This is a genomic window from Cohnella sp. CFH 77786 (genome assembly GCF_019400745.1).
Lineage (GTDB): Bacteria > Bacillota > Bacilli > Paenibacillales > Paenibacillaceae > Cohnella.
Genome location: NZ_WJIB01000003.1, coordinates 1 through 24580, shown reverse-complemented (window position 1 = coordinate 24580; position 24580 = coordinate 1). Strand labels below are relative to the sequence as shown.

Annotated in this window: 23 protein-coding genes; 9 read left to right on the top strand and 14 right to left on the bottom strand. The window is 60.6% G+C overall.

What is annotated here, in order from left to right; genetic code table 11:
* Window positions 1–24 precede the first annotated feature (24 nt).
* The 8 genes from GE107_RS05320 to GE107_RS05285 all read right to left on the bottom strand — a co-directional run bounded on the left by GE107_RS05320 (window position 25) and on the right by GE107_RS05285 (window position 8375).
* Window positions 25–1074, bottom strand: coding sequence for a TIGR03943 family putative permease subunit (locus GE107_RS05320; RefSeq protein ID WP_219638588.1), 1050 nt, complete (start codon window positions 1072–1074; stop codon window positions 25–27).
* On the bottom strand, window positions 1071–1955 hold the full coding sequence (locus GE107_RS05315; RefSeq protein WP_370636292.1) for a permease: 885 nt from the start codon (window positions 1953–1955) through the stop codon (window positions 1071–1073). Before GE107_RS05315 ends, GE107_RS05320 begins: the two co-directional genes overlap by 4 nt.
* A gap of 355 nt (window positions 1956–2310) precedes the next feature.
* A complete protein-coding gene (locus GE107_RS05310) occupies window positions 2311–2499 on the bottom strand; it encodes a hypothetical protein (RefSeq protein WP_123043867.1) in 189 nt (62 codons plus the stop codon).
* A gap of 194 nt (window positions 2500–2693) precedes the next feature.
* Window positions 2694–3464: an FHA domain-containing protein gene (locus tag GE107_RS05305; RefSeq protein WP_219638584.1), complete on the bottom strand. Its 771-nt coding sequence runs from the start codon at window positions 3462–3464 to the stop codon at window positions 2694–2696.
* 172 nt (window positions 3465–3636) lie between these two features.
* Window positions 3637–5403: an acyl-CoA dehydrogenase family protein gene (locus GE107_RS05300; protein WP_370636264.1), complete on the bottom strand. Its 1767-nt coding sequence runs from the start codon at window positions 5401–5403 to the stop codon at window positions 3637–3639.
* Complete coding sequence (locus GE107_RS05295; RefSeq protein ID WP_219638580.1) at window positions 5393–6604, bottom strand: thiolase family protein; 1212 nt, start codon at window positions 6602–6604, stop codon at window positions 5393–5395. Before GE107_RS05295 ends, GE107_RS05300 begins: the two co-directional genes overlap by 11 nt.
* 6 nt (window positions 6605–6610) lie before the next feature.
* Complete coding sequence (locus GE107_RS05290; protein ID WP_219638578.1) at window positions 6611–7615, bottom strand: enoyl-CoA hydratase/isomerase family protein; 1005 nt, start codon at window positions 7613–7615, stop codon at window positions 6611–6613.
* Between the two features lie 190 nt (window positions 7616–7805).
* On the bottom strand, window positions 7806–8375 hold the full coding sequence (locus tag GE107_RS05285) for a hypothetical protein (RefSeq protein WP_219638576.1): 570 nt from the start codon (window positions 8373–8375) through the stop codon (window positions 7806–7808).
* A 733-nt stretch (window positions 8376–9108) separates the two neighbouring features.
* Between GE107_RS05285 and ilvA the strand changes: the two genes are divergently transcribed.
* Window positions 9109–10377 (top strand): threonine ammonia-lyase IlvA, encoded by a 1269-nt coding sequence (gene ilvA, locus GE107_RS05280; RefSeq protein WP_219638574.1) that lies wholly within the window; start codon window positions 9109–9111, stop codon window positions 10375–10377.
* A gap of 112 nt (window positions 10378–10489) precedes the next feature.
* Here the strand turns inward: ilvA and GE107_RS05275 are convergent, their stop codons facing one another.
* Together GE107_RS05275 and GE107_RS05270 are read right to left on the bottom strand one after the other, a co-directional pair.
* Window positions 10490–11683, bottom strand: coding sequence for a copper amine oxidase N-terminal domain-containing protein (locus GE107_RS05275; protein WP_219638572.1), 1194 nt, complete (start codon window positions 11681–11683; stop codon window positions 10490–10492).
* A gap of 142 nt (window positions 11684–11825) precedes the next feature.
* Window positions 11826–12803, bottom strand: coding sequence for an aldo/keto reductase (locus tag GE107_RS05270; RefSeq protein ID WP_219638570.1), 978 nt, complete (start codon window positions 12801–12803; stop codon window positions 11826–11828).
* A 249-nt stretch (window positions 12804–13052) separates the two neighbouring features.
* On the opposite strand from GE107_RS05270, the gene GE107_RS05265 reads away from it, so the two are divergent.
* The 6 genes from GE107_RS05265 to GE107_RS05240 all read left to right on the top strand — a co-directional run bounded on the left by GE107_RS05265 (window position 13053) and on the right by GE107_RS05240 (window position 16174).
* Window positions 13053–14243 (top strand): MFS transporter, encoded by a 1191-nt coding sequence (locus GE107_RS05265; protein WP_219638568.1) that lies wholly within the window; start codon window positions 13053–13055, stop codon window positions 14241–14243.
* A gap of 30 nt (window positions 14244–14273) precedes the next feature.
* Window positions 14274–14903, top strand: coding sequence for a TVP38/TMEM64 family protein (locus GE107_RS05260; RefSeq protein WP_255570238.1), 630 nt, complete (start codon window positions 14274–14276; stop codon window positions 14901–14903).
* A 12-nt stretch (window positions 14904–14915) separates the two neighbouring features.
* Window positions 14916–15086 (top strand): hypothetical protein, encoded by a 171-nt coding sequence (locus tag GE107_RS27385; protein WP_255570237.1) that lies wholly within the window; start codon window positions 14916–14918, stop codon window positions 15084–15086.
* 99 nt (window positions 15087–15185) lie between these two features.
* Window positions 15186–15518: a hypothetical protein gene (locus GE107_RS05250; protein WP_219638562.1), complete on the top strand. Its 333-nt coding sequence runs from the start codon at window positions 15186–15188 to the stop codon at window positions 15516–15518.
* A 209-nt stretch (window positions 15519–15727) separates the two neighbouring features.
* A complete protein-coding gene (locus GE107_RS05245; RefSeq protein ID WP_219638560.1) occupies window positions 15728–15871 on the top strand; it encodes a hypothetical protein in 144 nt (47 codons plus the stop codon).
* 18 nt (window positions 15872–15889) lie between these two features.
* Window positions 15890–16174: a transposase gene (locus GE107_RS05240; protein ID WP_219638558.1), complete on the top strand. Its 285-nt coding sequence runs from the start codon at window positions 15890–15892 to the stop codon at window positions 16172–16174.
* Between the two features lie 1208 nt (window positions 16175–17382).
* Here the strand turns inward: GE107_RS05240 and GE107_RS05235 are convergent.
* The 3 genes from GE107_RS05235 to GE107_RS05225 all read right to left on the bottom strand — a co-directional run bounded on the left by GE107_RS05235 (window position 17383) and on the right by GE107_RS05225 (window position 20464).
* Window positions 17383–18147 (bottom strand): sulfite exporter TauE/SafE family protein, encoded by a 765-nt coding sequence (locus tag GE107_RS05235; protein WP_219638556.1) that lies wholly within the window; start codon window positions 18145–18147, stop codon window positions 17383–17385.
* A 188-nt stretch (window positions 18148–18335) separates the two neighbouring features.
* Entirely contained in the window at window positions 18336–19382 is a 1047-nt protein-coding gene (locus tag GE107_RS05230) for an FUSC family protein (RefSeq protein ID WP_219638552.1), read from the bottom strand.
* Window positions 19379–20464 (bottom strand): DNA alkylation repair protein, encoded by a 1086-nt coding sequence (locus GE107_RS05225; RefSeq protein ID WP_219638550.1) that lies wholly within the window; start codon window positions 20462–20464, stop codon window positions 19379–19381. Before GE107_RS05225 ends, GE107_RS05230 begins: the two co-directional genes overlap by 4 nt.
* Window positions 20465–20644: 180 nt before the next feature.
* Here GE107_RS05225 and GE107_RS05220 point away from each other — a divergent pair, with 180 nt between their 5' ends.
* A complete protein-coding gene (locus tag GE107_RS05220) occupies window positions 20645–21565 on the top strand; it encodes a diacylglycerol/lipid kinase family protein (RefSeq protein ID WP_219638548.1) in 921 nt (306 codons plus the stop codon).
* On the opposite strand, the gene GE107_RS05215 is transcribed toward GE107_RS05220, so the two are convergent.
* Window positions 21529–23289 carry an ATP-binding protein gene (locus GE107_RS05215; RefSeq protein WP_219638546.1) on the bottom strand — a complete coding sequence of 587 codons (1761 nt, stop codon included), beginning with the start codon at window positions 23287–23289 and terminating at the stop codon, window positions 21529–21531. The genes GE107_RS05220 and GE107_RS05215 overlap by 37 nt on opposite strands.
* 121 nt (window positions 23290–23410) lie before the next feature.
* Between GE107_RS05215 and GE107_RS05210 the strand changes: the two genes are divergently transcribed.
* Window positions 23411–24379 carry an NUDIX hydrolase gene (locus tag GE107_RS05210; RefSeq protein WP_219638545.1) on the top strand — a complete coding sequence of 323 codons (969 nt, stop codon included), beginning with the start codon at window positions 23411–23413 and terminating at the stop codon, window positions 24377–24379.
* Window positions 24380–24580: the final 201 nt, after the last annotated feature.

Sequence of the window (24580 nt, the reverse complement as noted above, 5' to 3'; positions counted from 1 at the left end):
CTCTTCGAAGGCGAAGCCGTTAGATCAATAATTCCGATATACGTAAGGGTCCTTGGGCGCCGGTATCGTCTTCCACTCCGTCACCCGAAGCACCGGGATCGTCTGCTTGAAAGGCTGGTACAATTCCGACGACAACGTCCCCGTCACGTGGACCCATTGATCGTTGGCCAGCACCGTACCGTTCGGGAAATCGACCAACATGCCGAACACCCCCGAGTCCGCGGCGCAGTGGATGAATCCGAAGCGGAAAACGAAATAGTGGTTGTTATCCGCCTGTTCCCCTTTGTAGGCGAATCCGTCGAACGAAATCGATCGCCCCATGAAGCTGCTCGGGAAGTTGTAGATGACCTCCATGCCCTTGAGGTAGTTATCGTCCGTCAGATGAACTTCGCTCAGATCCTTGAATTCGGCGTAGTCCTTGTTCTTCACCTCGGCATAGCCTTCTTTGCCGTAGTAGACGCTCGTGTCCGGCCTCAAGAATTGGTGCTGCCCCGGGTTGTCCGCGGAAATATCGATCTGGGGAAACGAGAAGCCTTTGGCTTTGACGAAGCTCGAGTCCAACGTCGCCACCGGAAGGAAAACGCCGGTCAAAATCGGAACGAACAAGATCGCGTAGCTAAGTCCCCGCTTCCACCTGGAGGGGCTTTCATGCGAGTGGTCATGTCCGAAATCAAGGTCGCCGTGATCGTGGTGATCGTGGTGTTTGTGGTGTTTGTGATGCTCGTGATGATCGTGATAATCGTGATGATCGAGATGATCGTGATGATCGTGATGATCGTGAAGTTCGTGATGCTCGTGATGATCGTGGTGGTCAGGTCCGCTAAGGCGGTCGTGCGCCCGATCATGGCCATTCGTGCCGTCCTCGAGGCCGGCCTCCTCGGCCTTGCGTTTCTCCGCCTCGCTCTCCGCGCGGTAGAACCGGATAAACTCCACCAGGCTGAGCACGGCGAACAAGACGATCGCGATCACCGACAAATAGCTGTACCGCATATTGATGTACTTGTTCAAATTCCCTTGCAAATGGATGAAAGAGAACATCAAAGTAAATCCGAACAGGATCATGAATCGGCTCATCCGAACAACCTCCCGACGATCAAGGATCCGACAAGCGTAAGCAAAGTCACGAGGGCGATCAACACCGCGACGAATTTCCCTTTGAACGTTCCGAGCAGCATCAACGTGTTCTTGATGTCGATCATCGGGCCGTACACGAGGAAAGCGGACAGCGCCCCGACCTGGAACGTGCTGCGGAACGAAGACGCGATAAACGCATCCGCTTCCGAGCAGAGAGACAGGACGAACGCCAATCCGATCATGACCAGTGAAGCCGTAACCGGGTTGCCCCCGAGATGAAGAAGCGACGACGTGGGAATGTAGGTCTGCATGCAAGCGGCGATGAAAGCTCCGAGGACCAAAAATTTGCCGACCGAAAAAAATTCCTCTATGGAGTGGGACAACACGCCGTACAATTGCCGCATGAGCGGCTTGCGGGGCCGAGGCTCCGCCGTCGGCAGCGTCTTAAGCTCCGATGCTGCGGCCGCTTGCTGCACGTGCTCCCCGGACCGGAAAGGCAGCTGCGGATACAGGAAGGAAATCACGATCGAAACGAGAAACGCGACCGCAATCGCCATTCCCGCGCGGATCCCGACCATCTTCCAATCATTGCCGAAGGCGATGTAGGTGGAGAACAGCACGATCGGATTGATGACTGGACCCGTCAGCATGAAGGCGATCCCCGCGTTCAAGGGCACCCCTTTATTCAGCAGGCGCCCCGTGATCGGAACGATGCCGCATTCGCATGAGGGGAACAGCACCCCGACGCCGCACCCGAACAAGGAAGAGAGGAACCGGTTCCGAGGCATGACTCGCGCGATCCACCGCTCCGTCAAGAAGATTTGGATGAGTCCGGAGATGAGCACGCCGATCAGGACGAACGGGATGGCCTCCATGACCATGCTGAGAAAGATGGTATTCAACTGCAACAATGTCTTCAAGCGTTCCACCCATTCCCGCATCGATAGTTTCTCTGAACCTCATTATCTACCATCGGGACGCGAAAATCCACGGGGGGGTCTTTCCCTATAGGGAAGGATGTTCCAGATTAGATATTTGCTAGGGAACCTCTTCTGCAGCTGCAACGGGCGAAATCATGTCGGAGTGGCGCTATTTCAGCGGATTGTCCGTGCAACGGACGAAATCGTGGCGGAGAGACGCGATTTCAGCGGATTGACGATGCACAGTATCTTATCAAAAAAAAGCCGGCAGACTGCCGGGCTAAGGCCCTTCAAGTCTGTCGGCTTGATCCTCCGGTCAGGAAGCCGGGGAATTCAATTTCACCATTTCGCGTTCCACGAGCATCGTGAGCTCGTCTTCGTAACCACCGGTAATTCGGTATTTGCGGATGTAATCTTTGACGAACTTGCGGGGATCCTTCGGGCGGAAAATTCTCGTCAGTTCTCGCAAACTTTCTTGAACTTCGTTGTGGCTGCGTTTGGCCATGCAATTCCCTCCCAGTGGAATGGATTCCGCACCGGCCCCCGGCAACAGCTACGCCGGAGCTGAGGCGGTTCCCAGAGAACCCGACAACCGCGGTTCGCCATGCAAGTTTCGATTTCTCCGCCACTCTCGGCAGAACATCATCGTGCCTGCTCTTTCCCATTATACCAGTTATCGGACAGGGTTGAAAGTAAAAGTCAAGCCCGAACCTCAAACCAATGGGTGTCGCCGGAGAGGGCAAAACGTTGGCCGGACCGCAGCGGATAGCGTTTGCCCGGCTGCAGCCTCTCCCCGTCCGGCAGGAACGTGCCGTTCGAAGAGCCGTGGTCTTCCAACAGGAAAAGCTGATCTTCCTCCTGATACCGAAGCGTGCAATGCCTTCTGCTGACTTCGCCGACATCTACCGGGAACACGACATGGCATAATGCGGGATCCCTCCCGATCGACAGGCCGCTTGCGGTCATTCGGAAATTCGCGCCGGCAAACGCTCCCCCTATCCCGCACAGCCTCGGCTCGTTCTCCGCAGCCGGCTCGGCCGGAGTCCGGGAGAGGGGAATCGTATGCTCGTTCATTTTCCGCTGACTTTCGCCGTCCTTCGGACTCGCTTCCGTTTCCGCTTGGCGGTCCGCAGCCTCATAACGGCCGGCGTATTCCTCTGCCTCCGGTTCGTCCCATTCCGCAGTCCCTCGCGGATCCCGCCCTTTGGCGGTCATTTGCAGAAAGGCGATCACGGCGGCAACGGCGATGACGATTCCGACTCCGAGAGCGGCGAGCAGCGGCAACGTTCCGACAGCCGTGTGCGCGGCAAGCGGTTTCGCGACTGCGGCCGCGCGGTCCGGCTCCGGAAGGAGCGCGGCGGCGAACCCGGACGCCGATCGGGCGGGAGTCGGGCGGAATAAGCGGCGCCGGGACGCCCGCGGCTCGCGGATCCCCCTTCCCCGCACCATTATGTTTATGCGTAAAGGCAACTCTTCACCCCAACCTTCCGCTCTTCCCTCGACATTTTTCAATTTGTAAACGCTTACCGATTCCGATAAAAAAGGAAGGCGGCTCGTTTTCACCTTTCATTTAGTATAGCGAATTTATGGGTGGGCATCAACGTCGCGTTCCATTTTCTGGTGGGGGGTTTCGTGACAGAAGCTACAATGCATATCCTCCAGCCGCGACGACGGCCGCCGCCACAGAACGCCGCAAACCGACCGAGTCCGCCGGCTCGAAGCGGAGCAGCCGCTTCAGTATGGCCAGCTGCATGCGAAGACTCTCCCCCCGGTCGATCGCGGCGAGCAGCATGCGAGTGCGACGGCCCGCACGCTCCAGCGCGTCCTCCGCATACAGCGCGGTCATCCTCTCCGCTTGCGACGAGGCTGCCGCCCCGATCCTCCCTCTGATTTTCCGGGACCTGAGCACCGCGCTTTCCAATGCGTACGCATCGATCATGAGATCGGCCAACACCGCAACCAACTCTTGCTCCCTCTCGAGCCGCAGCCCGTACTTCTGCAGCGCGTGGCCGCCTGCGAGCAGAAACACCTTCTTCAGCGCGGCAGCGATTCCCGCTTCCCTAGCCAGCGGATCGGAAGAAGTCCGGTTCGGGGGCAGCGGCTTCAGCAGCTCCTCCTGCGCCTCCTCCGCCCGGGCCAGCAGAGGGATCTCCCCCTTCAGCGCGCGCCTCAGCAGCATCGTCGGAATGCGCAGCCGGTTGATTTCGTTCGTGCCCTCGAAAATGCGGTTGACGCGCGAATCCCGGTACATCCGCTCGATCGGGGAACCTTCTGCGTAGCCGCTTCCCCCATGGATTTGCACCCCATGGTCCACGATAACGTCCAGCGCCTCGGAAGCGAACACTTTATTAATCGAGCATTCGATGGCGAACTCCGCGAGCGCCTCTGCCGGACTGCTTCCTTCATCTCCGCCGATTCTCTCGAGAGCGCCTTCCAGATCTCCAGCGGTCCGGTAGACCATGCTTTCCGCGACGTAAGCGAGCGTGTTCATCTCCGCCAATTTGGCCGAGATGAGCGGAAAAGAAGCGATCGGCTTGCCGAACTGCTTCCTGGCCGAGGCGTGGGCCGCAGCCAGCCTCGTCGCTTCCTTCATCATGCCGACGCAGGCGGCTGCAAGCTTGAACCGGCCGACGTTCAAGATACCGAAGGCGATGCGGCTTCCTTGGCCCGGCGGGCCGAGCAGCCGGTCCGACGGCACTTCGGCGTTCTCCAGCTTCAGGGAACAGGTGGACATCCCGCGAAGGCCCATCATTCGCTCCTCCGTACCGACGGTAAACCCCGGGGTGTCCCGGTCCAGCACGAACGCGCTGAAGGAAAGGCCGTCCACCTTCGCGTATACGACGAACAAATCCGCGAATCCCGCGTTGGAGATGTATTGTTTGGTCCCGTTCAGCAAGTAGCCTGCCCCATCAGCCGACCGGACTGCCGCCGTTTTCACGCCCAGGGCGTCCGAACCCGCTTCCGGCTCGGTCAAGCAGTACGCGGCGGCGCGGCGCCCCGCCATCAATTCGGGGAGCCAGGCGGCTTTCTGGGCCGGCGTTCCGAAATAGGCGACCGGCAGCATGCCGATTCCGGTATGGGCGAGCGCGGACAACGCGAAGGAGGCGGACGGGGCCAGCGTTTCTGCGATCAACGCGCCCGTCGTCTGGCCGAGTCCCAGTCCCCCATCCTTCTCGGACACTTCCGCCGCCAGCAGCCCCAAATCGCCCATTTTCCGCAACAGGCCGAGAACGAGCCCGTAATCCGGGCGGTCCAACCGGTCGTACGAAGGCATCACTTCCTCCATCCGGAAATTCCGAACCATGCGGGCCAGCTTCAGCTGCTCTTCCGCAAAATCCTCCGGTGCGGCCGTATCCTCCCAAGCGGCCTCGCGGATCATGAAACTGCCGCCGTATACGTCAGCCGCCACGGAAATCGCCTCCTCCGTTCGTTCCATAAACCTCGAAAACGCAAGCCGCCCCCATGCCGCCCCTCGCGCCGACCGCGGCGACGCCCAAACCGCCGCCCCTGCGGGAAAGTTCGTGGACCAAGGAAACCGTAAGCCTGGCCCCCGTACATCCCACAGGGTGGCCCAGAGCGATGCTGCCTCCGTTCACGTTGACCAAGGAAGGATCGATTTCAAGGCGGTCGATGAGCGGCACGGTCTCGGCCGCAGAAGCTTCGTGGAGCTCCCATAGCGAGATATCGCGGGTCTGCAGACCGGCATGCTTGAGCGCATTCGGCACCGCGTATACGGGCCCGAGCCCCGTCATTTCCGGCGGCAGCGCGGACACCGCATAGCCGCGGACGGCCGCGAGAGGCCGGACGCCCATACGCGCGGCCCGCTCCCGGGTCGTCAGCAGCAGGGCCGCGGCCCCGTCCCCGGGCGGAGCGGAGTTGCCTTCGGTAACCGTGCCGTGCACCGCGTAAGCGGGGGCCAATCCGGCGAGTAGATCCGGATCAGGGCCGCGGCCTGGACATTCGTCCTCCTCGGCGGCGGACCAGTAGACGGAAGGACGGCCTTCTCCGTCCGTCCTCGTGCAGACTGCGTTCAACGGCACGATCTCCGCGCGGAACCGGCCACTGGCTGCGGCTTCTGCCGCTTTGCGCCGGCTCTCCGAGGCGTATCGGTCCTGGGCTTCGCGGGAAACGCCGTACCTTCGGGCCGCGAGCTCGGCGGTATGGCCCGGGCTTATGTAAGCGGATGCCATCCGGTCCAGCAGCTCCGGATGCGGCGGATTCGCGAAGACGGGGTCCAGCCGGCGGCTCATGCTTTCCACGCCGCCCGCGATCAACGTCTCCGCGGCTCCGGCCGCCACGGCCGCGGCCCCCAGCGCGACGGCCTGGAGACCGGACGCGCAGGAACGGTTCACGGTCATGGCCGGTACGGTAACCGGAAACCCGGCCAGCAACGCGCACATTCGCGCGAGATTCCGCCCCTCGTCCCCGGCCGCCGCAGCAATGCCCAGGACGCAGTCGTCCGGGCCGTCCGACTGCCATCCGGGCAACCGCCGGATGGTTTCCTTGAGCACCGCGGAACCGAGATCTTCCGCGCGCAATTCGCGGAACATCCCGTTTCCTGCCCGACCGACAGGCGTACGTACCGCCGAGACGATCACGGCTTCGCGCATCGCCCGTCACCTCCCCGTTTCCTGCCTCAAAGGGTTGCCGGCCTCCAACCGCCCGCGGATTCGCGCCCGCGTCTGAGGCTCGCCGCATAGACTGAGAAACGCTTCCCTCTCCAGATCCAGCATATATTCCTCGCTGACCGCGGTCCCGGCGCAAACGTCGCCGCCGGTCAAAACATCGGCCAGCTTGATCGCAACCTTCGCGTCGTGATCGTTCCAATGTCCTGCCCGCCGCTTCGCGAGCGCGCCGAGCTTCAGACCGGCCGCCGCATCCCGGCCGGCGGCCGGAACCAGCCCAGTGTCCGCAGCGCGCCGAACGCCGGAGCGCGACAATTCGAGAACCGTCCTCTTGGCTTCTTCCAGCCGACGGCGTCCCCGTTCCAGCACTCGGTCGCCTGGCCGAGCGAAGCGAAGCTGAACGGCGCTTCCGCCATCCCGGGAGACGTCCGCTTCCGCCATCGATTCGAACAGCGCCGCCAGCGGAATCGAAGAATCCGGCAATCCGGCCTCTCGGGCACGCGAGGCCGCCAGCGACGCAGCCGCCAAACAGCCTCCCGCGGCGGGTATGAGACCCGCTTCCGTCCCGGTCACGCCGAAGCGGGTATCGGGATCGAAAAGAACGCGGTCCGCCGCCAAGCATAATTCCGCCCCCGCTCCGACGGCCAAGCCATGGAGGACGGCCACGACCGGCCGCCGGAGCCGCCTCAACGCTACGGCCGCATCTTGAATCTCGCGCACCAGGCAGTCAACCTCGTCCCAATCGCCGTTCTCCGCTTCCATCAGCACCAGCATGAGGTTCGTTCCGGCGCTGAAGTCCCGGCCCTCTCCGGCCAATACGAGACCCCGCCAATTCCGCTCCACCTCTTCCGCGGTCAGGCGGATCGCTTCCGCGATGCCGGGGCCGACGGTCCCGCCGGAGGAGCGGAACCCTAGACAGGCCACCTCTCCGCCCAAATCGACTAGGCGGGCGCCGTCTCCTTCCCATACGGTCAAATCCTTCCGTCCAACCGTCATGGCGATCCCCCTCGGACGGCCCGATTCCCGCCCGTTCGCGCCGCCCCATCCATGCTCAATTTATTCTCCGGGACGCGCTCCGTATGCTGATACCGGCAAAATAGGACAGAAAAAACGCCGACCAGTCAAGGAACGGCGCTTTAAACGGCACTCTTATTCTGCTCACTCAGCAGTCAGGGGGACGAACGATTCAGAACGATCCGGCCAGTTCCTTCAAGTCGGACAAGCTCGGCTTCCGGAATTCGAATCGGATTTCTCCGTCTCCGAAGGTAACTTTCTTGATTTTCAGCGGCTTGGGAAGCTCCTCTCCAAGCGGCAGCGTCAGGTTGTCGACCGTGTCTTCCGGCAGTCGGATATCCTTGATCTTGACCGACTCCACGGTCGCCGTCAGGTTGGGAGCTTGCCAACCCAGCCGGTAGGTGACCTGCATGCTTGTCGGGATGCGGTCTTTCCACATCAAGCTGAGGTCGGAGACGAGGCGGTCGCCCGATAGGGCAAACCTCGCGCCGCGCACCTCGACATCCGGGTATCTCCGGGGATTGTCGGCCAGCGACCGTTTCAGCACGTTGTTCACGTCATCCTCGGAGAGCACCAGGACGAGCGACCTCCGCTTTACCATATCCAATGCTTTATCCTTGAGCGGCACGGACTCGTAATCCAGCGACAACATCGGGTCAGGGCGGATGTAATAGAGGCCGTAGGCCCCCGCAGCCGTAATGAGAATGAGGAAAACGAACAAAGAGACAAGCAGTTTTTTCACGGAATCCCTCCAATCGGCCTCGCCGCGGGTATGAACTTCATTGACTTTGCAAGGCAAACGGCGTATAAAAGATATAACAAAAATTCGTCGACGGGAACAAGCCCCGGGCCATTCGATCCCCAGAGAGCCGGCGCATGCTGCGAGCCGGCGGTCGGACCCCGCGGGCATCCTCCCCGAGAAGCCGCGCCGAAACGGATCCAAGTAAAAACGACTTCGTCTTCCCTCCGGGACTGAGAATGTCGTTTTTACCGGAGATCAATCAGAGATGAATGGCGAATCTTCTTCATCCTGATTGATGGAATAAGCGCGGACGGCGCCCCCGTTACGGGCTGACGCGTAAGGTTATACGCGTCAGGAGTGCCTCGCGTTGCATCCGGGCGGATGCGCGCGCGGAATCAGGGTGGTAACGCGGATTCGATCCGTCCCTTCGCATAGGGGCGGTTTTTTCGTTTTCGGGGTGATGCTCGAAAGAGGGGGTTGGCCAGGCAATAGTAGCACGACATTTTCAACCACTCCCGTCGCACAAGGGCCTTAACCATTGGAATTAGACCGCCGCTGTCGGCCCCTTTCCGGTCGAATTACTCGAAATTATCTTGCAACTCCACCGGCTATCTTGACCATATCCCACTGGACGGATCGAGCAACTCCTCAACATCGCGCTGCGATACCTTCAACCTGCTTAACGATTAGCCACATTACGGACCTCTATCCGAACGTGAAAGGATGAATCGCCATGCTTCCTTCCGACTCCCCGGCCCGGGTGCCGCTGGCGGACGTGCTTCATGCCCACCGCGTGCTGCAGGAGGTCATCGTTCCGACCCCGCTGCAGCCCAATCGGGGCTTGTCCGCGAAATACGGCTGCAACGTCTACTTGAAACGGGAGGACCTCCAGGTCGTGCGCTCGTTCAAGATCCGCGGCGCCTACAACCTGATCTCCTCCCTGCCCGAAGAGGAGCGCCGCCGCGGCATCGTGTGCGCCAGCGCCGGCAACCATGCGCAAGGCGTCGCGTTTTCCTGCCACGCGCTCGGGATTCCCGGCATCGTCTACATGCCGGCGACCACGCCCCGCCAGAAAGTGAACCAGGTGAAGCTGTTCGGCGGCGAATTCGTGGAAACCCGGCTCGTGGGAGATACCTTCGATGACGCCTACGCGGAAGCGGTCCGGGTATCCGATCGGGAAAAGCTGCCGTTCGTCCATCCGTTCGACCATCCGCGGATTATCGCCGGCAACGCCACGATCGGCAAAGAGATCCTCGAAGCCGGAGTTCAGCCGATCGACATCCTGATCTTGTCGGTAGGCGGAGGCGGGCTGGCCGCCGGCATTGCCTCTTACGTGAAGCAAGTGAGCCCCGAGACGTATATCATCGGCGTGGAGCCGGAGGGCGCGCCTTCCATGACCCGTGCGCTCGAAGCCGGCTCGGTCGTGACGCTGGACGAGATCGAGAAGTTCGTCGACGGCGCCGCGGTCAAACGGGTGGGCGATCTTACCTACGCCATCGGCAAGGAACTGATCGACGAGGTGCTGCTCGTGCCGGAGGGCCGCGCTTGCACGACGATCCTGGAACTCTACAACGAGCACGCCATCGTGGCCGAACCCGCAGGCGCGCTTCCGGTCGCCGCGCTGTCGGCAGTCGATCCCGAGCGCCTGCGGGGCAAGAACGTCGTCTGCGTCATCAGCGGCGGCAACAACGACGTCGACCGTATGCAGGAAATCAAGGAGCGCTCGCTGATTTACGAAGGGCTAAAGCATTATTTCATGATCAACTTCCCGCAACGCGCGGGCGCCTTGCGGGAATTCCTCGACGACGTGCTCGGACCGACCGACGATATCGTGCAATTCGAATATACGAAGAAGCTGAACAAAGAAAACGGCCCGGCCCTCGTCGGCATCGAGCTCAAGAGCCGAGAGGACTACGAGCCGCTGGTCGGCCGCATGACGCGCAAAGGGCTGAGATTCGTCGAACTGAATAAGGATCCGCTGCTGTTTCAATTTCTCGTCTGACCCTCCGAATCCTGACGGACAGTCCGTGAAAGCACGCTGATCCCGTACCCTGCCGGCACGGCACGAAATCGCGAAGGCCGCTCCCAAAGGAACGGCCTTCGTTTCGTTTTTCTTACAGCGGTTTGTTCGACAGGACGAACGTTTCGGGATCCAGCAGCCATTTGCCGTTCACGTACTTCGCCTTATTCTGGACGAGGACTTCCGACTTCACGGTCGATCCGCCCGCCTTCACCTCCACCGTCGTGGAAATGACGAGCGTGGCCGATTTCCCCGCCTCGAACTCGACGATGGCCGTCTTGTTCACCTTCGTGGCGGAGTCCGTTTGCCCGAATATCGCTTTCAGCGACTCCGCCGTTTGCTTCTTCTGGTCCTCGCTACCGAAAGTCATCGTCTGAAGCGTCGCATCCACGTTTTCCTCATTGGCCGCCTTGACCTGCGCCTGCAGAACGGCTTCAATCGCCGATTTATCGGCTTCCGGCACGGTCACCGCCAGGTCGAACAGCCGCTCGGCGTTGATGACTTCCCCTTCCAGCATCTCTACGTTGAAGATTTTCCAATTGCCGTCCGTGTCTTTGTGCAGCGTATAACGGCTATGCGTCTGATTGTCCAGGAAATACGCGCCGCTCAACCGGACGGTCTGGTCTCTCACTTCGACCACGGCTACGTTGTCGGAATAGGAAATGACGTTCTTCTCCGAATAGGTCGTCCGGGTTCTGATCTTGCTGAAATCGGGCAGCATCTGCTTCAGATCCAGCGGCGTGTCGGAAGCGAAGAGGGCTGCCAAACCTTGGTTGTCGCCTGCCGCCTCCGCCAATTGCAGTTTGTCGAACACTTGCAGCACGGCCGCTTCCTGTTCCGGAGTCGCCTTCCTGTCCGCGATCTCGACGACCCGGCTCGTCTCGTCCCAGTCGACGGCTCGCCCGCTCAGGGCGGCCAAGAAATCGGTTCCGACCAATGCCCGATCGCCGACGATCATCCATTCGCCTTTGCTGTCTATGACTTTCCCGTCCACGAAAGCGACGTCCCCGTTCAGCGACATCTCGATTCGGTGTCCCGGGGCTGTCGCTTTGATCGTGCGCGTCTGCTTCACGTAGTCGATGGAGTAACCGAATTTCTCGAACAACGTGCGGAACTCCACGAAAACCTTGTCTCCGCTTACGACCGGATCCTGCAGAAACGCGACCGGTTGGCCACCCAGCAGCACTTGAACGTCCGTCCCCTCCTTGGGGGCGGCCGCCGACGCCGATGCCGCTCCCAATCCCGCAAGCAATATCAAGGACAACCAAAGAACGAGGACCTTTTTCAAATCGCAACTCTCCCTGCCCGTAGATGGATTTCCATACTTTCTCATTATAATCCAGCTTGTCCGATTTTGCTGTCGAATTTTGCCTACGAACACAAAAGAAGAGGCTGCCCGTTGCCGAGCCGCCTCTTCCGCGGCACACCTCTTACCAAGCGTATGCCCGGGGCGCTTCCCCTCCCGGACCCGGGAAAATCTCATCGAGCTTGGCCAGCACGTCGTCTCCGAGTTTGACTTCGACCGCCCGCAGACAGCGTTCGAACTGCTCCAGCGTCCGGGGGCCGAGAATCGGGGACGTTACGGCGGGCCGGTGCAGAAGCCATGCCAAGGCGACGGTATCCTCCCGCTCGCCCAGCTCGGCGCAAAGCTTGGAATAAGCGACAAGCTGGCCGCGCACCTTCTCGATGCGATCCCGTTGCTGAACGCTGCGCAGCCCGACGTCCGGACGCAACGCGTTGCCGCCCAGCAAGCCCGCGTCCAGGGGCGCCCAGACCGTGATCCCGATGCCGAGGCCTTGCGCGGCGGGCAGCACCTCAAGCTCCGGCAGCCGGCACAGCAAATTGTACTTGTGCTGCTCCGCCACGATCCCCAACATGCCCCGCGCCTTGGCCTCCCCTTGCGCCGCCGCCAAATCCCAGCCCGCGAAGTTGCTTGAGCCGACATATCCGATTTTGCCTTGCTGCCCGGCCTTATCGAAAGCCTCCCACAATTCGTCCCAACCGACGCTACGGTCGATGTGATGCATGATGTACAATTCCACGTGGTCGGTGCCTAGACGGCGCAGGGAGCCGTCCAGGTGGCGTCGGATTTTGTAAGCGGACAAGCCCGCTTCCCGATTGGGCCCGTCGAGCGGATCATGCATATGACCGTACACTTTCGTAGCCAGCACGGTTCTCTCCCGCCTTCCGCCGCCCTGGCGGAACCACCGGCCGAGAATTTCTTCCGTGAGTCCCGATCTCTCGCCTCCGTAACCGTTCGCGGTATCGATAAAATTGATGCCCGATTCCAGCGCCGCGTCCAGGATGCGGAACGCCTCGCGTTCTTCCGTGTCCACGCCGAAATTCATCGTCCCCAAACACAGCCTCGACACCCGCATGCCCGAACGGCCCAGCTTCGCGTATTCCACTTCCGTTTCCTCCTCTTCCACGCATCGTACATCTCACCTTATGAACTCTGGCGCCCGGCTCAGAACCCTCCCGTGAAATCGCCTTTTTTAAGCGATCCTTATCTGTAATTTACATGGCCGGGTTAGAATCGAATCAGGCGGGACCCTATCCGGAAGCGTTTGGATAATGCACGTCCATTGTCTATAATGGAAGAGGTTTACCGAAACGCAATCCCGCCTGGAATCGTATGAGACTAAAGGAGTTTCCGCATGAAAATCGCCCCGGCCAAATCGCTGCTCCGCTCGGACATGTTGCTCTACGTACTCATCTTATTTCTGGTCGAATTCGTACGCGGCGCGGCCTTGATCAGCTTTCTCTCCCTCTACGGGACGAAACGGCTCGGGCTCGATCTCGACGTCATCGGCGCGGCCATCACGGCCAGCTTCGTCACGGATACCGCGGTCAAATTGGCTATGGGCTACTTGCTCGACCGATTCCCGATCCGCACGGTCGTGAACGCGAGCTTGCTGCTGTCGTTCGCCGGCATGGCGCTGATCGGCGTCGCCGACGCGCCCTGGCTGTTCATCGCGGCATCCGGGCTGTTCGGCTTCGGGCTTTCTCCCATTTGGATCGTATGCCTGACGCGAGTCCGCGAGGAGAGCCGGGGCATGCAGATGGGCGTGCTTTATACCATTTGGCTCATCGGACTCGGAACCGGCCCCGTCATCACCAATCTCGTGATTGACGTGAGCCTGGGCGCGGCTTTCTGGATGCTCGCCGCCATATCGCTCGCCGCCTGGATGCTGTCATTCGCCCTGTCGTCCCGCCGGCAGATGCATATCGAACGCGTTCCGTTTATTCGGCAGCTATCGATTCTGGGGTCCCGGCTTCGCGAAATGAAAGTGCTGCTGCCGGGCATGGTGCTGCAGACGCTCGGAGCGGGCATGCTGCTGCCCATCCTGCCGACGTTCGCCTCGAACGATCTCGGGATCACCTCCACCCACTATTCGGTGCTTCTGACCGTGGGCGGCGCGTTCACGGCGATCGGGCTGATTCCGATGGGCAAGCTGGCCGACCATTTCGGAAAAAAGTGGTTTCTGGTCGTGGGCTTTCTGATGTTCGGCGTGGTGCTCTACTTGCTGACGCTCAAGCCTTCCTACGGACTCGCCCTGTTCTGGGCGTTCGTGCTCGGGGCGTCTTACGCCGCCGTCCTGCCGGCCTGGAACGCGCTGCTCGCGGCCTACGTGCCTCCGGGCCAGCAAGGGCTGGGATGGGGCGTTTTCTCGACCGTGGAAGGGCTCGGCGGCGTCATCGGCCCTTATGTGGGCGGGCTGCTCGCGACGCTGCTCAGCGAAGCCTGGGTGGTCGGAGTGGCAGGGGCGCTGTTCATGCTGATCAGCCTGTTCTATGTGTTCTTCCCATTCCACTCGCTGCGCGGGGAGAAACGGCTCAGCTCCTGAAAATTGCGCATACTTGAAGGAGATGTGCCTATGTTGATCGAGAATGGGATGGCTTTCCGCTGGGAAGACATGGCCTCTTACCTGAAAGACATCAACCGGGAAGACATCCAGGCTCTGCTGGATCGCTATTCCGCGCTCGGACCGCTGCCGGGCATTCTGCTGCCGCTGCTGGAGGCGTTGCTGCCCTTCCTTCCGCTCGTCGTGTTCGTGGTCGCCAACGCGTCGGCCTACGGTTTGTGGGCCGGTTTTCTGTATTCTTGGATCGGCGCCTGCCTCGGCGCGCTGCTCGTGTTCCTGCTCGCCCGATGGTTCGGCCGCAGATACGGGGATCGCATCCGGCGGCGGTACCCGAAAACGGAGCGGTTCTTCACCTGGATGGAACGCAAAGGCTTCACGCCGATTTTCCTGCTGTCCTGCTTTCCGTTCTCTCCTTCCGCGCTCGTGAACATCTCCGCGGGGGTGTCGAAAATGCCGCTCGCTTCGTTCCTGACCGCGATCGTGCTGGGCAAGGCGGTCATGATTTTCACGCTGTCTTTTCTCGGGGCCGATCTGCGGGCGATGACGGAACAGCCGTGGCGGATCGCGGCCGCGGTTGCCGTTCTGGTCGTCATGTGGTACGGCGGCAAAAAGCTGGAAAAACGCTACGGGGCGGATGGTTGACCGGATGTTTGGATGATCGGATGGTTGGTTGATCGGATGGTTGGTTGGATGGTTGGTTGGTTGGATGATCGGGTGGTTGGATGGTTGGTTGATTGGATGATCGGGCGGTTGGATGATTGGATGATCGGGCGGTTGGATGATCGGGCGGTTGGATGGTTGGATGGTTGGATGATCGAACGGTGAGACGTCGGAAAGCCGAATGGTTGGATGGTTGGATGGTTGGATGATCGGACGGTGAGACGTCGGAAAGCCGAATGGTCGAAATGGAGGAGGGCATGGGGCATGCCTGCTGTCGCTTGGTGGGGTTACGGAATCGCGGTAACGGCGCTCGTCCTGCTGCTTGGCGGCATGTACGCCTTGGTCCGCGCGATGTCGGACGATTCCGGCAAATACGAGGAAATCAAGAAGATGCTGGATCCGATTTTCCACACGCCGTCCTTCCTGAGACCGGGATCGGAATCGGGCGAAGCTTCGCAGGCACAAGGCGAAACCGCGGCGACGGCAGCCGCCCGCGCGGCGCATGAGCCGTTCGAGGATGAGTGCCCCGGCTGCCGCGAGCGCGTGACGCACGAGCATGCGGAATGCCCCTCCTGCGGTTTGCGACTGCTGGGTTGAACCCTGGGCGGGGGCACGCAGCGGTTACGTGTGGCGCGGAGATACGAAAGCGGTACGTATCCCGGGCATAACGGGCCCCATACCGTGGCACCCTAACCCTGCTACGGTCACACGTCGGTGAAGCCGACGAGGACGCCGAAGCCCCATATCTCACGCGGGCAACATACGCAAGCCGACGTTCCGTTGTCCGCTGCCCTGGAGGGACGGTTATGTCCGGTGAAAGGCCATCCGCCGGTCAAGAAGAGGCAAGCTCCGCCCAATCCAAAGCCGACCGAACCGGCCAAGGCAAGGAACGAGCGAGCCGCATGCAGTCCAAGGCGGACAAAGCCGCCTATCCCAAACACGGTTTATAGGGCAAGGGAGGCGGCCGAATGAGCGAGAAGAAGCAACGGATGCTGCCGTTATCCGGCGAAATGATCGAAGTGGACGGCGTCTATAAGAACGAGTGGGGCCGCGAGCTGGAGCTTCAGCGGGGGAACGTGTTTCCCGCAGATCCCGTTCTCGGAACGACGGAATGGGAGCTCGTCGAATTCAGCTTCGACAATCATCACGAAGGGGAGACCGATCCCCGACTTGTGCCGCAAAGCGACAAAATCGAAGCGCTCAAGGGCAAGATCACGCACCCCCGCCGGCATTACAACCGCCAAGACCGGTAATGAGCAAACAAGGGCTGTCCCGCCAAAAGCCTGGAGATCGGGCTTGATGATGGGACAGCCCGTTTGCCTTTTTCTAGGGCCCGTCACGGTTCGTCCGCATCGTCTTCCGTTCCTTTTGGACAAATCATGACGCTCCACCGGCTTCGTACCCGTCATGATTCCGGGAGAATAAGGTGGAGAATTGTAACGTTATTTTGCCGAACGCAACCTTTCTCATACCAACACGTAAAGCTCGTCCGGCAAGCTTATCTCTGCCTTCTCGACCCCGCACCAACACGTAAAGCTCGTCCGGCAAGCTTATCTCTGCCTTCTCGACCCCTTGCCAACACGTTAAGCTCCTCCGGCAAGCTTATCTCTACCTTCTCGACCCCGTGCCAACACGTTAAGCTCCTCCGGCAAGCTTATCTCTGCCTTCTCGACCCCGTGCCAACACGTATAGCTCTTCCGGCAAGCTTATCTCTGCCTTCTCGACCCCGTGCCAACACGTTAAGCTCGTCTGGCAAGCTTATCTCTGCCTTCTCGCCCCCTTGCCAACACGTTAAGCTCGTCCGGCAAGCTTATCTCTGCCTTCTCGACCCCTTGCCAACACGTTAAGCTCCTCCGGCAAGCTTATCTCTGCCCTTCTCGACCCCCACACCGGCACGTTAATCCGGCTGCCTTCTCGACCCCGTGCCAACACGTAAAGCTCGTCCGGCAAGCTTATCTCTACCTTCTCGACCCCGTGCCAACACGTTAAGCTCGTCCGGCAAGCTTATCTCTGCCTTCTCGACCCCGTGCCAACACGTTAAGCTCGTCCGGCAAGCTTATCTCTGCCTTCTCGACCCCGTGCCAACACGTAAAGCTCGTCCGGCAAGCTTATCTCTGCCTTCTCGACCCCGTGCCAACACGTAAAGCTCGTCCGGCAAGCTTATTCTGCCTTCATCGGGTCGTTTTTGGGACCCTGAACGTTTTGCGTCCACCTTATTTGAGCGTTACCCGGTCAGGAAGCCAAAATAAGACGTTTTGAACACGCTAAAAGACTGACATCATCGAACGTACAAAAGAGGTAATACGATCGGAAATCGGGAAACCGCGCCTCCCGCCCTCTCGCGGCGCGGAAGGGCAGCGTACTTGAGACGTAGATCCCTCGGGCGATTAGCTGAGACAGCAGTACAGCCCGGCAGAGTTCGTCCGCCCCTCGCATAAGCACAACGGCAACCCCCGGCTGCTCAATGAAGCAATTCCCACGCCTGTTTCCCGATCAACAAGCCGCTGATCCCGATAAACAACGGACGGACGTACGAAGAGCCTTTACGGATCGCCACCCGGGAACCGATCAGCGATCCGGTGATCATCGCCGCCCCCATCGGAAGCCCGTATCGGTAATCCACGTAGCCGAAAGAAGCGAACACGGCCAGACTCGCGATATTGCTCGCGAAATTGAGCACCTTGGCATTTCCAGCGGCCATGACGAAATCGAATCCGAGCGCCAGAAAGACGAAGATGAGGAACGAGCCGGTTCCCGGCCCGAAAAATCCGTCGTAAAAGCCGAGAGCGGCCGCCGCAACCCCCATCCAAGCCGCAGAACGGACCGACAAACCGCGATATGTGGAGCTTTGGCCCCAACTTTTTTTGAAAATCGTGTAGAGCGTCACCATAACGAGCATGCCCACGACCACGGGCCGCAAAAAACCGGAAGGAATATGCTGCACCGCGTAAGTGCCGAATGCGGCTCCTGCCAGCGACAGCGGAAACAGGCTAAGGACGAGTTTGCCATTCACTTTGCGGGAGCGGACGAACGAAGCTGTACTCGTCAAGGAAGACAAAGTCCCGGCCAGTTTGTTCGTTCCGAGCGCCATCGTCGGGGTCATCCCGGACGCAAGCAGCAAGGGCAAAGCCACCAACCCGCCTCCGCCGACCACGGAATCCACGAATGCAGCCAGAAATCCTCCCGCCATCAAGACCAGAAGCCACGTCCAATCCAAAGATTCCATCGATATCCTATCCTCCATCCAAAGAAATGGATCGCTGTAGTCTATCTCCGTAATCTAGCATCCTCGCATCGCCTTGCCACTAACGGGCTTCCCGTCGACTCGCAACAAGAAACGTCCGGAAACGAAAGAAACCCCGGCCTCTCCTCGAAGGGTGTCGGGGTTCCCCTTTTGTCCAACATCCGCTCCGCTCACGGTTCGGGCGCATCCGAGCCTTCCCCTCGGGCCAAATAGATTTCCATCAGCTTGTCGAGCCGGCGCAGCCGCTCTTCATAAGAATAAACGGAGCTCGTCACGACCAGCAGACGGGCCCGGGAGCCGGGCTCGTCTTCCTCCGCCCGACCGACGACCATCTCGGTTAAGTGCCCGGATACCTCCTGCGGAGGCGCCGCGCTGGAAGCTCCCGGCTTCATCAGCCCGTCCCATTTCCACATGAGCTGCTCGTGATACCCGCACAACGTCTCGATTTGCCGGTCGATCAGCCGGTTCCAGGCTTTCTCGGTCCGCACGGCAAAATAATGCTCTTCCACGGCCACGATCAGGGAGACGCCCCTCTCGAGCGCTTCCAGCATGCCTTTGTAAACGACCAGCAGCCGCGCCCTGCCCATCCGCTTGTTCTGTCCCCAAACGCGTTCCTCCGCGAACAGCTCGTAGAACTCCTCCAGCTTGCGGAGCTGTTTTCTCAGCTTGCCCAGATCGTCGCGGAATACGTTCTCCTTGAGCTCGTTCGAGACGGCCGTGCGGAGCAGGCGGGACATGGACGACTGCGCCTCCTGCACCTGTTTGACGAACCGCTTCGTATGGCGGGGAGGAGCCACCGCGATGTTCACGGCGAACGCCGACACGATTCCCGTCATGATGCCGCCCACGCGGTCCGCCGCGAGCTGCCAGCCCTGGGATCCGGCTTCCATGATGACGACGACCGTGACGAGCGTCAGCCCGATCGTCTCTTCGGTGCCGAAGCGCAAGCACAGCAGGATGACGCAAATACTCACGATCCCGACGGAGATGGGCGACGTGCCGACCAGCCATACGGCGCCGAGGGCGATCGCGGCCCCAAGCAGATTGCTCTGCACCTGCTCGAGCACCTGCTTCCAGGATCGGTAAATCGAGGGCTGGATCGTGAAAATGGCGGCGATGGCGGCGATCAGCGGAGATTTCAGCCCGAGCAGCGTGCCTACCCACAGCGCGATCGCCACGGCGAGCCCGGTTTTCAGCACCCGCGCGCCGATCGTCATGGCAGAAGCACCGCCTCAGCCGAAGCCGCCTCTTGCCCGTTTACGATCAGCGCGAGGTGATGAACGCCCGGATAATGGAGCCGCGTGGACAAGTCCGCGAAGGAATGGCGCCGGCTGCCCCGAACCTCGGAGCCGGGGGCTGCGACTTTCTCGCTCAGCTTGAACAGCTTGCGGTAACGCTTGCCGCCGGGACGCGGGAACGTGACGGCCAGTTCCAGCCGCAGCTTGACCGCCTCCCCTTCCGGCACCTTCAGCCCGTAGGCAACCTCGGCGGAGCCCCCGCGCGGGATTTCCAGGGGCGACACCTTCCACTCGTCCACTTGCACGCCGGCCGCGGGCAGCAAACCGAACCGGGCCATCACTTCCGGATGGGCGGCGCGGATCAACCCCCGGCAGCCGTGCCGGAGAATCCAGTCCGTCCGTTCGTCCCGCCCTTGCCACCGGATCAGCCGTTCCACGACTTGTTCAGGATGATCTTTGGAAATATCGTTCAGGTTGTTCGCCGCGCTCCTGCGCACGTACTCCGAAGGATCCGCCTTCAGGCGCTCCAGGATCGGCCAGATCGGCGACGGGTCCCGCTTCAGCGCAGGCACTCCCATCGCCCAAGGAAGCCGGGGCCGGCAGCCTTCGCTGGCCAGCCGGCGCACATGTTCGTCCGGATGCGAGGCCCACCGCAGCATTCGGTCCATCATGCGGTCCAGGTCCTTCAAGAGGAAGGGTCTGACGCCGAATTCCGACGACGACATCGGAGTAAACTTCTCCAGAGCGTCCACCGAGCGGTCCCATTGGTCCAGCCCGTACCGCTCCACGAAATCCGGAAAGAACATATAGGGAAAACCGCGGCATTCGTCCGCGATATCTTCCAGTACGTCCAGCGCCTGCTCGTACGCTGGCGGGAGCGTCGCGCCGAGGCTCTCCGTAATGCGCCGCATCCGCCCCTTGAGCTCCAGCGATTCCCATCCGGGCCCGAGGGCCAGGCCGACGAACTTCTCCTCGTCGAACGAAGGCAGCCGTTTCGTTATCTTCCGCGCGAAATCCCGCAGAAAAGCTTCATGGTACATCTCTTTCAGCGCTTCGGCCAAGCCGATTCCTCCTTGCCGATCGTCACCTGCGCTTCCATTATAGCACGGCTCGTCTCCCTTCCGCCCGGTCACCCCCTTATCCGCCCTCGGCCCCCGCGCGAAAACGCTTCCCGAACGGGAGACCGCTCTATATAATGGGATACATACGCGAACTGGCAGCAAGGGGAGGCCTATCGGCGAGTGATCCTGTTTGTTGTGAACGAAAAATCCGGCAACGGCCGGGGCAAGCGGACCTGGCGAACCGTAGAACGGAGATTGCTCGAGCAACGCGCCGATTATGAGGCAGTCGCGGCGGAATCGCCGGCGGAGGCGGTTCACAGGGCCAAAGCCCGGCTAGGGCAAGGCGGGGTCGCTGCGCTCGTTGCCGTAGGAGGAGACGGAACGGTGCACAGCCTGCTCCCGCTTGCCTTGGAATTCGGGCTGCCCCTCGGGTTGATCCCTTCCGGCTCCGGCAACGATACGGCCCTGGCTTTCGGGCTCCCGGAAGATCCGGCCGCTGCGCTCGACATCGCGCTGAACGGTGCTGCCCGTCCCGCCGACGTGATCGTCACGCGCCGTCCGGACGGAGGCCGCCAATATTCCCTCGTTTCCGTCGCCATCGGACTCGACGGAGCGGTAGCCGAGGATGTGAACGGCTCCCGCTACAAAAGATGGTGCAACCGGCTGGGCGCAGGTTCGCTCGCCTATATCATCGGGCTTCTCCGGATGCTTGCCGTTTACAAGCCGCAAGACATTGCGGTAACGGTGGACGGGGAACGGCGCGTCTTCCGGAGAGGCTGGCTGGCCGCCGTCGCGAATCTCGCCACCTATGGCGGCGGGTTGAAAATCTGCCCGGAAGCCCGGCCCGACGACGGCAAGCTTCACGTCTGCGTCGTTCACGGCTGCTCTGCGCTTCGGCTGCTGGCCGTATTCCCGGCCGTCCTGACGGGCAAACACGTGCGCATGGAGATCGTCACCATGCTGAGGGGCACGGAGGTTACGGTGGAGTCGCCCGTCCCCCTGCCCGCCTATGGCGACGGGGAACCCGCCGGCCATACCCCGGTTCGGTCAGCCGTTCTTCCGCGTCAGCTGATGATTTTATCCGCGACCGGGTCGGGATAACGGAAAGGCAGAATGATTTCGAACACCGTTCCTTTGCCGAGCTCGCTGTTCACGTTAATGCTGCCCTTGTGGTTGTCCACGATTTTGTAGCTGACCATCAGACCGAGCCCCGTACCCTTCTCCTTGGTCGTATAGAAGGGCTGTCCCATTTTCGCCAGCTGGTCTTCCCCGATGCCCGGCCCTTCGTCATGTATCCGCACATATACGCGGTCGCCCGCCCGTGACAGCCGGATCCGGATCGCGCCTCCGTCGACCATCGCTTCTATGGCGTTTTTGATGACGTTAATGAACACCTGCTTGACCTGGTTTTCCACGCCGTACACCCACAGGGGCTCGTTCCCGTACTCGGTTTCGATCGCGATATTGTGCAGGATCGCCTGCGTCTCGAGCAGCGTGACGGTGTCGCGCATCATGATTCTGACATCATGGTAGGAAAGCTGGTACACCTGGGGCTTGGAAAGCATCAGGAGCTCGCTGACGATCTCTTCGATCCGGTCGAGCTCGGAGTTCATGATATCGTAGTAGGTGGTATTGTTTTTGCGTCCGGAGGCGATCAGCTGCAGGAAACCTTTGAGAGAGGTAAGCGGATTGCGGATCTCGTGCGCGATGCCGGCCGCCAACTGGCCCGCCACGTACAGCTTCTCGGAATTGATGAGCAGCTCCTCGTTCTTCTTCCGCTCCGAAATGTCCCGGATGATCACCTGGATCGCCGGTTCGTTGTCGAGCGTCGTCATCGTCTCCACGATTTCGGTATGCAGCACTTTCCCGTTCAGCGTATACCAATCCTGCTCCAGCGGACGGCCGCTTCCCGTGATGACGAGGTTGGCCAGCCGCTCGCGCACCGCTTCGTGGTCCCGCGGCGGCAGGAAGGAATAAATCGACTTTCCCAGCAGGTCCTTGGGTTCCTCCGCCTCGAACATCCGCAAGCCCGACGCGTTCACGAAGCCCCATTTGTCCCCTTTCAGAATCGCGATCGTATCCAGTGAGTTTTCCACCAGCAGCCGGTAACGCTCGTCCATCTGGTTCAGCCGTTTGTCGATATACCAGGTGACCAGCGTGGACATCAGAATCAGCAAGGCCGCAATGCCGATGATGAAGCCGAGCAGGTTCACGTCCCGGTTCAGCTTGTCCGATGAATTGACGACGGAGAAATCGATATCGAGCGCCTGGATGCCGAGCAGCTGCACCACGGACACGGAAATGCCGAGGATGAGGCTCGCGAGCCACAGGCAGGACCTCTTCCCTTTCTCTACCAGCACGAACGAAACGTACGTTCCCGAGAATAAGAAAAGCAGAGAGAGCGTCAGCGAGAAAGGGTGAATGGACAATTGCTCGATCGGCTGTCCGAGAACGCTGAAATAAGTCATGAACGCGATGCCGAACGCGAGGATGGAGCTGCCCAGCATGAGCCGGTAGCGGAAGACTTCATGAAACGTAAGCATGACGAAGCCGGTCAGCGAGAAGAAAATGATGAAAAACAGGCTGACGAGCATGCTCCAGGCGAAATAAAGCGGCTGGTTAAACGCCAGAACGGTCACGAAATGTTTGGACCAGATCCCGACGCCGAAAACGAACGCGCCCCCCGCCAGCCAAAATTGCCGGAAGGTCCCGTTCGTGCGCTTCAGATTGCTGATGAAGTTAAACATGGTATATGATGCGAGTATGCTGATCATTAGTGATAGTACCAGGAAAAACGCCGACCACCATGCCCCGAAACCGCTCATGTTTTATCCCTCGCTGTCTTTTAGGCTTTCTCCAGTATCTTGGGATCGCTCTTCATATCATTCGACGATGTTAGCCAAATTCCTTTTCCAATAAGGTCCCAAAAATGGGAGGTTGCGTGTAATGTCCTACCAGACGACAGAAAGATTCGACATTTACGACGAAGCAGGCCATCCGATCGGCACGGAAACTCGCGAGGAAGTGCATACCGTGGGCCACTGGCATCGGACGTTTCATTGCTGGCTGGTCCGGCGTGACCGTGAGGGCCGGGCGCGCATTCTGTTTCAGCGCCGGTCGGAGCGCAAGGACACGAATCCGGGGTGCTACGATATTACGGCGGCCGGCCACTTGACCGTGGGGGAAACGCCGGCGGACGCCGTCCGGGAGCTGGAAGAAGAGCTCGGGCTGTCCGTTCGCTTCGAGGAGCTTGTCCCGTATGGCGTTGTGCGCGAGGAAGGTTCGGGTGAAGCCGGGGGGCGGACGTATATCGACCGCGAGATCAGCGACGTATTCGGCTACGTCACGGATTGGCCGCCGGGCCGGTTCCGGCTGCAGGAGGAAGAGGTGGCGGGCTTGTACGAAGCCGACGCGGACCGGCTGATCGCCATGATGGAAGGCGACGAGGAGTCGGTTGAGGCCGAGGGCGTGGAGTTGGCGGCTGAGAGCGGCGGCGTGGCTTGGGGTGCGGCTGGAGGCGATGAGTTGGCAGCTGGGAGCGGCGGCGAGGCTTGCGGTGTGGCTGGAGGCGTCGAGTTGGCAGTTGGGAGCGACGGCGTGGCTTCGGTTGCGGCTGGAGGCGATGAGTTGGCAGCTGGGAGCGGCGGCGTGGCTTGCGGTGTGGCTGGCGGCGATGAGTTGGCAGCTGGGAGCGACGGCGTGGCTTGGGGTGCGGCTGGAGGCGCTGGGTTGGCGGGGAGCGTCGTTGAGGCTTCGGGTGCGGCTGGAGGCGCTGGGTTGGAAGAATGTCGGGTACGGGTTAGCGCGGTGACGGTGCTTGCGTCCGAGTTCGTGCCCCGAGATCGGGCGTATTATATCGGGGTGATGCGGTTTTTGCGGTCTTTGGTCGCGGAGGAAGGGGACGTTTCTCTATGACGAGTGGAAGTCAGTCCGGTCCTCAGCGGCTTGTCTCCGATCAACGGTTGCCAAGTTTTAATTAATAGAAAAAGCTCCACGGCCCCCTAATTGATGTGGAGTCCTGTCCCCCAATTGAATTAGACTAATGGTAATGGGGAGGCGGACAATATGCGTACAGGGAAAGTGTTCGAAGAGAAGCGAATGCAAATCGTGAAAGAA